The sequence below is a fragment of the Pseudomonas sp. 43NM1 genome, assembly GCF_002836905.1.
Classification (GTDB): Bacteria; Pseudomonadota; Gammaproteobacteria; order Pseudomonadales; family Pseudomonadaceae; genus Aquipseudomonas; species Aquipseudomonas prosekii.
On sequence record NZ_MKGS01000034.1, the window covers coordinates 1 to 10,995 of the forward strand.

10 protein-coding genes are annotated in these 10,995 nt (G+C 60.3%); 6 read left to right on the forward strand and 4 right to left on the reverse strand.

Features of this window, described 5'->3' with window-relative positions; all coding sequences use genetic code 11:
* From BI292_RS05405 to BI292_RS05430, 6 genes are all read left to right on the forward strand, one after another.
* Positions 1 to 1,197 (forward strand): aldehyde dehydrogenase (NADP(+)) (locus tag BI292_RS05405; RefSeq protein WP_101207235.1); only part of this gene is annotated, 1,197 nt, incomplete at its 5' end.
* Positions 1,198 to 1,413: 216 nt separating this feature from the next.
* Entirely contained in the window at positions 1,414 to 1,710 is a 297-nt protein-coding gene (locus BI292_RS05410; protein ID WP_092280606.1) for a DUF5629 family protein, read from the forward strand.
* Entirely contained in the window at positions 1,697 to 2,869 is a 1,173-nt protein-coding gene (locus BI292_RS05415) for a lactonase family protein (protein ID WP_101207236.1), read from the forward strand. The genes BI292_RS05410 and BI292_RS05415 overlap by 14 nt, the downstream gene beginning before the upstream one ends.
* A 183-nt stretch (positions 2,870 to 3,052) precedes the next feature.
* Positions 3,053 to 3,232: a hypothetical protein gene (locus BI292_RS05420; RefSeq protein ID WP_092280610.1), complete on the forward strand. Its 180-nt coding sequence runs from the start codon at positions 3,053 to 3,055 to the stop codon at positions 3,230 to 3,232.
* A 247-nt stretch (positions 3,233 to 3,479) separates the two neighbouring features.
* The gene (locus BI292_RS05425; RefSeq protein WP_092280612.1) at positions 3,480 to 3,695 is read left to right on the forward strand and encodes a hypothetical protein; all 216 of its coding nucleotides are present in this window, start codon (positions 3,480 to 3,482) and stop codon (positions 3,693 to 3,695) included.
* Entirely contained in the window at positions 3,692 to 3,949 is a 258-nt protein-coding gene (locus tag BI292_RS05430; protein WP_092280614.1) for a hypothetical protein, read from the forward strand. Before BI292_RS05425 ends, BI292_RS05430 begins: the two co-directional genes overlap by 4 nt.
* Positions 3,950 to 4,045: 96 nt before the next feature.
* Here BI292_RS05430 and BI292_RS05435 read toward each other — a convergent pair whose 3' ends face one another.
* The 4 genes from BI292_RS05435 to BI292_RS05450 all read right to left on the reverse strand — a co-directional run bounded on the left by BI292_RS05435 (position 4,046) and on the right by BI292_RS05450 (position 10,887).
* The gene (locus BI292_RS05435) at positions 4,046 to 4,642 is read right to left on the reverse strand and encodes a glutathione S-transferase (RefSeq protein ID WP_101207237.1); all 597 of its coding nucleotides are present in this window, start codon (positions 4,640 to 4,642) and stop codon (positions 4,046 to 4,048) included.
* Complete coding sequence (locus BI292_RS05440; RefSeq protein ID WP_101207238.1) at positions 4,639 to 8,280, reverse strand: AAA family ATPase; 3,642 nt, start codon at positions 8,278 to 8,280, stop codon at positions 4,639 to 4,641. The genes BI292_RS05435 and BI292_RS05440 overlap by 4 nt, the downstream gene beginning before the upstream one ends.
* Positions 8,277 to 9,521 carry an exonuclease SbcCD subunit D C-terminal domain-containing protein gene (locus tag BI292_RS05445; protein WP_092281743.1) on the reverse strand — a complete coding sequence of 415 codons (1,245 nt, stop codon included), beginning with the start codon at positions 9,519 to 9,521 and terminating at the stop codon, positions 8,277 to 8,279. The genes BI292_RS05440 and BI292_RS05445 overlap by 4 nt, the downstream gene beginning before the upstream one ends.
* Before the next feature lie 235 nt (positions 9,522 to 9,756).
* A complete protein-coding gene (locus BI292_RS05450) occupies positions 9,757 to 10,887 on the reverse strand; it encodes a hypothetical protein (RefSeq protein WP_101207239.1) in 1,131 nt (376 codons plus the stop codon).
* Between the last annotated feature and the right edge of the window lie 108 nt (positions 10,888 to 10,995).

The window sequence follows — 10,995 nt, forward strand, 5'->3', positions numbered from 1 at the left end:
GATCAGGCGTTGCCCGACCGCCAACCGCTGCCACGCCCGGATCTGCGTCAGTACCACATCGGCCTCGGCCCGGTAGCCGTGTTCGGCGCGAGTAACTTCCCGTTGGCGTTCTCCACCGCCGGTGGCGACACCGCTTCGGCACTTGCCGCCGGTTGCCCGGTGGTGTTCAAGGCCCACAGCGGCCACATGGCCACCGCCGAATGGGTCGCCGACGCGATCATTCGTGCTGCGGAAAAAACCGAGATGCCGGCCGGCGTGTTCAACATGATCTTCGGCGGCGGGGTCGGCGAAGCGCTGGTCAAGCATCCGGCGATTCAGGCGGTCGGTTTCACTGGTTCGCTGAAGGGCGGTCGCGCGTTGTGCGACATGGCCGCCGCCCGTGCGCAGCCAATTCCGGTGTTCGCCGAGATGTCGAGCATCAACCCGGTCATCGTGTTGCCGCAAGCGCTGCACGCACGCGCAGAAACCGTTGCACGTGACCTGACCGCCTCGGTGGTGCAGGGCTGCGGGCAATTCTGTACCAATCCAGGGCTGGTGATCGGGATTCGTTCGCCGCAGTTCAGCGCGTTCGTCCAGCAAGTCGCCGCGTTGATTGCTGAGCAACCGGCGCAAACCATGCTCAATGCCGGCACGTTGAGCAGCTATGGCAAAGGCTTGGAAAAACTCCTCGCGCATTCGGCCATCGAGCATCTGGCGGGCAGCGCGCAGCAAGGCAATCAGGCGCAGCCGCAGCTGTTCAAGGCTGACGTCAGTTTGTTGATCAATGGCGACGAAGTGTTGCAGGAAGAAGTCTTTGGCCCGACCACGGTGTTTGTCGAAGTCGCGGACCAGGCGCAACTCAGCGCTGCGTTGAACGGGCTGCACGGGCAACTGACTGCGACGATCATTGGCGAACCGGCGGACTTCGAGCAGTTCGGCGAACTGACCGCGTTGCTGGAACAGAAGGTCGGGCGGATCTTGCTTAACGGTTATCCGACCGGCGTTGAAGTCTGCGATTCGATGGTGCATGGCGGGCCGTATCCGGCCACTTCCGATGCGCGCGGCACCTCGGTCGGCACCTTGGCCATCGATCGTTTCCTGCGCCCGGTGTGCTTCCAGAACTACCCCGACAGCTTGCTGCCGGAACCGCTGAAAAACGCCAACCCGCTGCGCATTCAACGGCTGGTGGACGGCAAACCTTCGCGCGACGCGTTGTAACCGCCGAGCAGCATCCCCTGTGGGAGCGAGCTTGCTCGCGATAGCGGCCTGTCAGTCACTGCAATGTTGACTGTACCGCCGTCATCGCGAGTAAGCTCGCTCCCACTTTTGTTCATGGCTCGATGAAAGTGGGTTGCCTGGAAGTTGGGTGCCTGGCTCGGGCCTGCTCCCACATTGAGCTATCATTGCGGCTTTCCATCCAAATGACTGATTGCCATGACTGCCGTTACCGACACTTTGCTCAACGCCCTCGAAAACTGCGACATGCTGGAAATCGACGGCTTGCACGCCTTTGATTCCTCCCTCGATGACGAGAACAACCTGCACATCGAGTGCATGGACGGTCGAGCATTGAAACGTTGGGAATTCACCAAGGTCCAAATCGACGCCGCGACATTCGATCCAACCCTGCAGAGCTGGTTGATCACCGGTGATTCCGGCGAGCACCGGCTGGTGTGCATGGCCGCTATCGGCGGTCATGACGATGAGGAAGAAGAGCATGAAGATGCGTAATTTCTGGCCACTGTTGATGGCCGGCAGCGTCGGCGCCATGGGCGTGCCACTGGCCAGCGCCGACGATTATCAATTGCTGGTCGGCTCCTACACGGCTGGTCAGAGTCAGGGGATTTATCGCCTGAACTTCGACAGCGCCACTGGTCAGATCGGCGCCAAGCCGCTGCAAGTGATCAAGACTGAAAACCCGTCGTGGCTGACCGTTTCCAAAGACCTGCAACGGGTGTTCGTGGTCAACGAAAATGGCCCTGGACAGGCGGACCCGGTCGGCAAGGTCAGCAGCTATGCGCTCGACCCCAAGACCTTCGAACTGAAGCTGATCAATCAAGTGCAAAGCCTTGGCAACGAGCCAACGCACTCGAGCCACAGCGGCGACGGCAGCCACCTGTTTATCAGCAACTATTCAGTGGTCGAAGACCCGGGCGGCACCCTCGCGGTGGTCCCGGTAGACGCTGACGGCCAGCTCAAACCCGTGGTGCAGATGAGCAGTCATCCGTCGAGCCGGGTCAATCCCGAGCGCCAGATGTCGGCGCACGTGCATTCGACGATTTCCTCGCCGGATGGCAAATACGTGTTCTCCAACGACTTGGGCGCAGACAAGATTTTTGTCTATCACTTCGATCCCAAGGCCAATCCGCAGCTGCCACTGACCCCGGCCAATCCGCCCTCGGTGTCATTGCCAGCAGGCAGCGGTCCGCGGCATTTGCTGTTCAGCGCCGATGGCAAACATGCCTGGCTGACCATGGAAATGAGCGCTCAGGTGGCGGTGTTCGATTATCAGGACGGCACGCTCAAGCAAACTCAGTTGGTTGACTTGGCGGCGGGGCAGCCGACTGCCGACAAGGCCGGCGCGGCACTGCACGCTTCCAAGGACGGCAAGTTCCTCTACGTCAGCAACCGTGGCACGGCGAATCAGTTGCTGGTGTTCGCCATCGACCCGGCGACCGCGCAGCTCAAGGAAGTGCAACGCCGTTCCGTGGAAGGCGACCACCCGCGTGAGTTCAGCCTCGACCCGAGTGGCAAATTCCTGCTGATCGCCAATCAGAAAAGTAATCAGATTGTTGTGGTCGAGCGCGATGCCAAAACCGGTCTGTTGGGCAAAACCGTGCAGAAACTGCCGATGGATGCGCCGAGCGATTTGAAGTTTTTGGTTCGTTAACAAGCTCGTCAACCAGTGCGTCAATACGCCGCAGGCCCCGGCTGATGGGGCCTGCGCTCTAGTATTAATCAGACTGATAACGGCTACTGTTACAAAGCATTTCAAGGTGCGGAGCCTCGGGCGTTAAGTTTGCTTCACGGCCTAACCAGGCAAGCAAACCAACTGACTCCGAGGAATACCGCCATGAACTTCAATCTCTTCTCCATCATCGCCGCATCCGCTATCTCTGCCACCGTTGCCCTGCCAGCCAGTGCCAACACTGAGATCAGCAGCAAAAAATCCCACACCCAGAGCTACACGCAAAAATATCTGCAACAAAGCGCTAACTTCTACGCCGCTTTGGACCACAAAACTCAAGCCTGAAATCTACTGAACGTTGCCTATAGGCGCTGCCGAAGGCTGTGATCTTTTGACTTTTATCAGCAAAAGATCGCAGCTTTCGGCAGCGCCTACGCGTGTGCGTTTTCCTGCTTCATCGGTTTTGTTCAGCGGCGATATAGACGCTTTTAATGATCAACCAGGTTGATGGTCACTATGGAAAACCCTGAGTGGTGAGCACAGTTTTTTTGATCGATTCTGTCGGCACTGAAACATGCCCACGGAGAACACCATGGCCCACGCAATCATCACTTCCGCCAAACACGGCGCCTACCTGGCCATCGGTCTCTACGTGGCCATGGTCCTCGTCATCAGCCTCTCGCCGCAAACGCAGCACGACCGTCAGGCACCGATTGAAGTCGCCTATCCCGGCGTCCAGTTCGAACACCGCGCCCAACAGAATGTGGTGGTCGATCGCGCAGACATTGCGGGAGTTGTCGGCGCATGAAAGGGCACAAACTCTGGGTCATTGCCTTTCTGGCGTTCATGACCAATGGCGCTTCGTTACTGGGGATCGGGCAGGGCTCGGCAGGTTCGGTGGCGCGGGCCATCGAATGCAATCACAACATTGCGCACAATATTCAGACGGCCAAGGCCTTGGGGCTGCTGGTGGGGAATCCGCCGATCAAGCGCAGCGCCGAGTTTCTCGGGCCGTTCCAGGTCGATTGCTCGACGCTGGGGATGTGCTCGGTGTTGGCTTGAGCACCCGCAAACACGACGCTGTAGGAGCATGGCTTGCCCGCGATGGCGTCCTTGAGAATGTCATCGCGAGCAAGCCTTGCTCCTGCGGGTACGCGGTCATTTCTTCATGATGGCGGTGAACAGTTCCGAGTCGAGGAACTGTTGCAGCCAGGCCTGCAATCGCGCATACGGCGTCTGCGCAAACCATTCCCGATCGACATGCGCAAACTGCCGCACGAACGGCAGCAGCGCCACATCCGCCAGGCTCGGGTGCTCGGCCAGCAAGTAATCCCGACCTCGCAGCAACTCATCCAGCGTGCGCAAAAACACCTCGCCTTCGGCCCGATACGTTTCCATCGGCTGCTCGGGATACCGCTCGGCGTATTTGTAGCGATTCAAATGCACCTTGAACACTTGATCATTTTCCTCGATCAGCGCCGCGATCCGTTGCTGCCCGACCGCGTCACCCGCGAGTAGCCAGTGCTCAGGATCGTTGTGCGCCAACGCCCAGTGCATGATCGCCAGGCTTTCATCAATCACCCGACCATCCACCGCCAGCACCGGCACCGTGCCTTTGCTCGACAACGCCAGCATCTCGGCCGGTTTGGCTTTCAGGCTGACTTCGACAATTTGCACCTCAACCGCGCAATAACGCAGCGCCATGCGGGCGCGCATCGCGTAGGGGCAGCGGCGGAAAGAATACAGCGTGGTCATTTGACCTCCAGCGTGCTCAAGCCATTGCCTTGGCGGCGGACCTGAATCTGCACCGGAATCCGTTCATGCATTTCCTGCACGTGGGAAATCACCGCGACCTTGCGCCCCTGCGCCTGCAAACCGTCGAGCGCGTCCATTGCCAGTTGCAGCGATTCCGGATCGAGGCTACCGAAACCTTCATCGATAAACAGTGATTCGATTTTCAACGTGCTCGACGCCATCGACGCCAGACCGAGCGCCAGGGCCAACGACACGAGGAAGGTTTCGCCGCCCGACAACGAATGCACCGAGCGCAATTCGTCGCCCATTTCCGTGTCCATCACCAGCAAGCCGAGCATGCTGCCGCCGCGTTTCAGACGATAGCGTCGCACCAGTTGGCGCAATTGCACGTTGGCGTGATGCACCAGCAAGTCGAGGTTGTAGGCCTGAGCGATCTTGCGGAACGTGTCGCCGGTCGCCGAGCCGATCAGCGCACTCAAACGCGCCCATCGCTGGTATTCGGTGTAGGCATCGGCGATCTGCTGCGCCAGGGCCTGATTGGCATTTTGCCGGCGCTGATCTTCAGCCTGCTCGGCACGCAATTCGGCGCACCGGTGCTCACTGACGCTGAACTGGTTTTGCAGTTCCGCCAGCGCGCTCGCCAATTGTTCGGCGTCGAGGTTGCCGTTGTGCTGCGCCTGATGCTGGAGCAGACGCTTGTCGCGTTCCTCCAGCAACACCTTGGCTTGTTCGATGGCTTTTTCGCTGCTTTGCAACAACTGCCGCAACTCACTGACCTGCTGATCGTCAACGCTCAGCAATGCTTCGAGACCACCGTCATCCAGCTGCGGATGCTGCGCGCGCCAGTCGGCAATTTTGCTGCTGAGCTCGCGATCCTCAGTTTCCAGCGCTTGCGAACGCTGTTGCTGCGCCTTGAGTTCGGCGGCCAATTGCACCAGCGCCGTGCGCACGCTTTGCAGCTCCTGATTGGCCGCGGATTCCGCTGCGCGAGCCTGTTCGACCGCCTGATCGAGTTGCTCCTGCCACTGCTCGGCGCTGGCATGTTCGCCGAGCAATTGTGCGAGTTTGTGCTCGCCAGTCTGTTGCTGTTCGGCCAGTACGTTGAACTGCTGTTGCACGGTTTGCAGGTGTTGCGCGCGGGTCTGCTGGCGATCCTGTTCTTTTTCCAGCATCTGTTGGCGCTGCTGCTGTTCGGCAAGTTCGTCGCGCTGCTGCTCAAGTTGCTGCAAGCGCTGGGCGATTTGCTGATCGAGCTGCATGAACGTCGCGGCCGGCTCGTTGCGCAGGGCTTCGAGCGTATCGGCCGGGAGCAGCGTGCTGAACGCCGTCAGTTCTTCGTCGAGGCGCTGGCGGTCGTTGCCCAACGCTTGCTGCTGATTGCTCAGGTGTTGCGCGGCTTGCTGGCTGGCGGTCTCGGCGTTGCGCAGTTGCTGCGCGAGGCGCGCGGCGTCCTGTTGCAACGTGAGCAGGGCGCTTTGGCGCTGTTCGTCCTGGCTGATGCTCTGGTTCAGTTGACTGTTTTGTTGCGCGAGCCAGGCGTCGCGTTTGGCCGCGTCCTGATTGAGCAACTGCGCCGACAGCGGGTGCGCTTCGAGGCTCGGCGTCAGGCTCTGTTGCTGGCTGGCGAGCTGTTCCTGCTGTTGCAGCAACTCTTTCTGCTGGGCGATCAAACCGCCGACTTCGGCGCGCAGCTCGGTAAGTTTTTCCTTCAGCACATCGACCGCTTGCTGCGCGTTGGTCAGCTCACTTTCGTCATGCCGGCCGAGGCTTTGCAGCAGCGCCTCGGGCTGATGATAAGGATGCTCGGGGCTGCCACAAACCGGGCACGGCTGATCGTCCTGCAACTGCGCGCGCAGTTCCTCGACACTTTCGCTGCGGGCCAGGCGCTGGCGTTCGAGCAATTGGCGGGTGACGTTCAGGGTCTGTTCGGCGACGGTCAGTTCGGACTTGGTTTTCACCCCGTCCTGGGTCAGGCGTTCGCGTTCCTGCTGGGCGGCGAGTTGGCGCTGTTGCAGCTCGGCACCGCGCTTGTCCAGATCTTGCTGACTGGCCCACAAGCGCGTCAGTTCTTCGAACCCGCGCAGTTGTTTGCGGTTGTCCTGCAGCAAGGTGCTCAACAGCTGGATTTGCTCGGCGACGGCTTCCGGCTCAGCACCGGCCTCCTTGTAAAGCACTTCCAGATTCTGCTTTTGCGCCGCCAGCGCTTCGGCGGCGTGCGTCGCGCGTTGCTCCAGATTGGCCAGTTCTTCCTGACCTTTGTTCAGGCGATTGCCGATCAACATCAGTTGTTGCAGGCGATCGCGGTAAGCATTCCAGGCATCGCTGAGCGGCGCCAGATGCCCGCTTTGCTCAAGCTCCGCGCCAATGCGCCGCAGACGTTCGGCGACCTGCTGTTGCTGGTCGAGCAAAGCTTGAATGGTGGTTTGGCCCTGCGTGCAGGCCTGCTCGGCTTGCTGCTTGAGGTCGGCGCTCGAACTCGTCTCGCGCACCAGGCGGGCGAGGGTGCTTTGCTCTTCAAAAGCCTGACGCAGCAGCGGCGCGTTTGTAGCGTGCTGGTTTTGCGCCTCGGTCAACGCGATGTGCGCGGTGCTCAGGCTCTGCTCGAGTTGAGTCTGGCGCTCGGTCAATTGCTGTTGCTGCTGCGTGTGCTGCAGGATCTGCGCGGCGAGCGGCGTGAGCTGCGCGACCAGTTCAGTCTTGCGCGCAAATTGATGGCGTTGCGGTGCCAGTTGCTCCAGCCGGGTCAGCTTCAAACGTTCGCCGGCCAGGCCTTCCCAATGCTGCTGGGCCGTGTGCAATTGCTCGGCGGCGCTTTGCTGTTCTTCCTGCAATTGGCGCAGCTGTTTGAGCCAGGTGTGTTGCTCTTCGAGTTGCTTGAGTTGCGCTTGCTGGAGCTTGAGTTGCTGCTGGGCTTCGTTGAAGCGCTCATCCAGTTCGGCGCGCGCCTCGGGCGCCAGCGGCGTGACGCCGGTGGCTTGATCCTGGAGCACTTTGTGCGCTTCACGCGCCTCTTTGGTCTTGTCGAACGCGCGCCGGCCCAAACGCGTGTAAAGCGCGGTGTCGGTGAGTTTTTCCAGCAATTCGCTACGGTCGTTGTCGTCAGCCTTGAGGAACGCGCTGAACTCGCTCTGGGCCAGCAGCACGGCGCGGGTGAACTGTTCGAAGTTCAGGCCCAGCGCGGCTTCGAGCTGGGTCTTGTACTCGCCTTTTTGACTTGCCAGCAACTGATCCTGATCGATATCGCGCAGGCTCTGGCGACTGGCTTGCAACTTGCCGCCAGCCTTTTCCCGAGCGCGATTGGCTTCCCAGCGCGCGCGATAGCGACGGCCATCGATGCCGACGAAATCAACTTCGGCGTAACCTTCGCCGGTCCCACGGCGCAGCAAAGTGCGCGGGTCGCCGGTGCCAATTTCGCCGTCGGCGTCCGGCACTTTGGCGTCGCGCCCGGTGTTGTTCAGGCGCGGCACGGCGCCGAACAGCGCCAGGCACAAGGCATCGAGCAAGGTGCTTTTGCCGGCGCCGGTCGGCCCGGTGATCGCGAACAGTCCGGCGCTGGCCAGCGGTTCGGCGGTGAAGTCGATTTCAAAAGGCCCGGCGAGCGAGGCGAGGTTTTTCAAGCGGATCGCGAGAATTTTCATGGCTGTTCGCGCTCCATTTGCACGTCTTGCAGCAGCTCGGCAAAGTCCTTGAGGGTTTGCTCGTCAACCTCGCTGCCGTAGTTGTCCTGCCACGCGCGGCTGAACAATTCCTGCGGCGAGAGCTGGTCCAGTTCGATCAGAGTGGCATTGTCATCAGCGCCGTCATTGCGCCCGGTGCCGGCGTATTCGGCGGCGATCCGCACCAGCCGCACGGCTTTGCCTTGCAGCGCGGTTTCCACTTGATAACGCAGATCGGGTTGCGGCTCGTCGAGGCGCACGCGCACTTCCAGCCACGGTTGGCGCTGCAGATCTTCGAGCAAATCAGTGTTCGGCAGTTCGGCCAGTTGCAGCAGAATCTCGGCCAGCGGTGCCGGGCCGATGCGCTGCAGATTGACCGCGCGCGGGATCAGTTTCGGTTCGACGCTGAGCAGGGTTTCGCCGTCGAGTTTGACGTCGAGAATCTGGTGTTGGTAATTGATCTCGGAGAACGACAGCGGAATCGGCGAGCCGCTGTAGCGGATGCGTTCTTCGCCGTTGACCTTCTGCGGTTTGTGCAGATGCCCGAGCGCGACGTAGCTGATGGTCGAGCCAAACAGGCTGGCGGGCAGCGCTTCGGCATTGCCGATGATCAGACTGCGCTCGGAGTCTTCCGAGACCGAACCGCCGGCCATGTGCGCGTGGCTGATGGCGATCAGCGCCTGCCCCGGCGTGCGTTTGGCGTTGGCTGCGGCGATCAGCCATTCGTGGACCTGCCCGATACCGCGCAAATAGTTGTCGCCCAACTGCGCGCCGGTCACTTCGGCCGGCCGCAGGAACGGCAGCGCCAGGCACCAGGCGCGAATGTCGCCACTGGCGTCGGGCAGCGGCAGCAACAGCCGTTCGGCATCAAGTTGGCCGTCATCCAGCCACAACACCCGACCCAGCGCGTGAGTGCGCAAGCGCCGCATCAACGGCGCGGGCAGTTCGATGCGCGAGCCGGAATCGTGGTTACCGGCAATCATCACGATGGTCAGCGACGGCTGCTGTTCGTGGGCGCCGACGATGAAATCGTAGAGGCGTTCCTGGGCTTTGACCGGCGGGTTGACCGTGTCAAAGATATCGCCAGCGATCAGTAACACGTCGGGCTGGTCCAGCTTCAGCTGGCGCAACAGCCATTCGAGAAAACAACCGTGCTCGAAATCGCGATCCTGGCCGTGCAGGTTCTGCCCAAGGTGCCAGTCGGAGGTGTGGAACAGACGCAAGGCAATCTCCGCAAACAATAAAGTGATGGCCGCGGGGGTAAACATGGGCGGCTAAAGGAGAGGGAGTTTACTGGCAAACACCGCGGATGTGGTCACGCATCACCTGTGGCGAGGGGGCTTGCCCCCGTTTGGCTGCGAAGCAGTCGTGCTTCAAATGATTCGATGGACTGGAATAAAACAACGGGGCCGCTTCGCGACCCAACGGGGGCAAGCCCCCTCGCCACAAAGAATGTGTTTATCCGCCGGGTTTGCGGCACGGATTCATCCGCCGCACTTCAGCAAAAATTTCGGTAATCGGTCGCCGAGGCTGGCGTTTGTGCAGTTGCCGCACTTGTTCGCTCATCCGCACCAGTTCTTCGCTGGGTTTGGCCCATTGTTCTTTCGGCAGCGGTTCCGACCACTGTTGCATAACTTCCGGCATGGCGTGCGGGGCCATTTTCTGGATGCGGCGGACTTCCCATTCGGTCACGTGGTTGGGGATCGTCCACAGGGTCATGACGTGGTACAGGTACCAGAAAAATCCCGAGAGCCGGTTGCGTTCGCCGTCGCGGATTTGCTGGTGCATGCGCATGCGCGCGTTGTGGAAAGTGTGCAGGCCTTCGTGCGGTGGGTCGCCGGGGTTTTGCAGGTCTAGCGGGTCCTGGATGGTCTTGAGGTCGTTGATTTCGTATTCCATGTAACCGCGAATCGCTTCCCAATGGCTGATGGCGATGGGTAGGCCGAAGCAGGGGAATTCGACGCTGGTAAGGGTTTCGCCATGCTGGAAACCGATGCCCATGCCGTATTGGCGCTGGATGCCGTATTGGGTCGCGCCTTGGGACTCGATGATCCACGCGGATAGGGATTCCCAAGGGACGAAGACGGGTTCGGTGGCGTCTTCGGGGTTGAAGCAGACTTCGCGGCGCTGGCGGTTGAAGCGGGTGGGGATGATTTGGAGACGTTTTTTGTGGTTGTGGTTCCAGATGCAGAGGCCAATGAGGAGGGCGGTTATGCCGGTTATTGTTGCATTTCCGTATGACGCTAGGAAAACGCCCTCCACTGAGTCCCAAATATCTTCCCACCCATATCCAAGTACTAATCCGAGGAATCCCCCGATGAGTGGAAAGATAAATGCCACCGCAAAAGCACCAGCAAATGGCCCTCCTAATGTCATCTGCCACATAAAAACTTGCGGCGACCCTAGGCCAAAGTCCATGTAGACATCATTTAATTCCCCAATGTGAGAGCCATGTGGTGAGAGCGGTGTAGGCAATGGCAGCGGTGAAAGATAAGTGATTTTTCCGCCGGGAAACGGCTCGACATCGCCTGCTTTTCGGGATTGCTCAAAGTGTGGCGTAGGCGACAGACGATCAATTTTGGTGGGCATGATCGGCCATCTCCAGCAAATGGGTTTCAATCAGCAACATCGGCGGGCGCTCAGTGACAGACTGGGCGGGTAGGGCGGGGTAACGGTCATCCCCGCGAGGGTTGAGAC

Coding starts and splice junctions, on each gene's coding strand:
- BI292_RS05450 (WP_101207239.1), bottom strand. CDS start 10,887: ATGCCCACCAAAATTGATCGTCTGTCGCCTACGCCACACTTTGAGCAA.
- BI292_RS05440 (WP_101207238.1), bottom strand. CDS start 8,280: ATGAAAATTCTCGCGATCCGCTTGAAAAACCTCGCCTCGCTCGCCGGG.
- BI292_RS05415 (WP_101207236.1), top strand. CDS start 1,697: ATGAAGATGCGTAATTTCTGGCCACTGTTGATGGCCGGCAGCGTCGGC.
- BI292_RS05410 (WP_092280606.1), top strand. CDS start 1,414: ATGACTGCCGTTACCGACACTTTGCTCAACGCCCTCGAAAACTGCGAC.
- BI292_RS05430 (WP_092280614.1), top strand. CDS start 3,692: ATGAAAGGGCACAAACTCTGGGTCATTGCCTTTCTGGCGTTCATGACC.
- BI292_RS05435 (WP_101207237.1), bottom strand. CDS start 4,642: ATGACCACGCTGTATTCTTTCCGCCGCTGCCCCTACGCGATGCGCGCC.
- BI292_RS05420 (WP_092280610.1), top strand. CDS start 3,053: ATGAACTTCAATCTCTTCTCCATCATCGCCGCATCCGCTATCTCTGCC.
- BI292_RS05425 (WP_092280612.1), top strand. CDS start 3,480: ATGGCCCACGCAATCATCACTTCCGCCAAACACGGCGCCTACCTGGCC.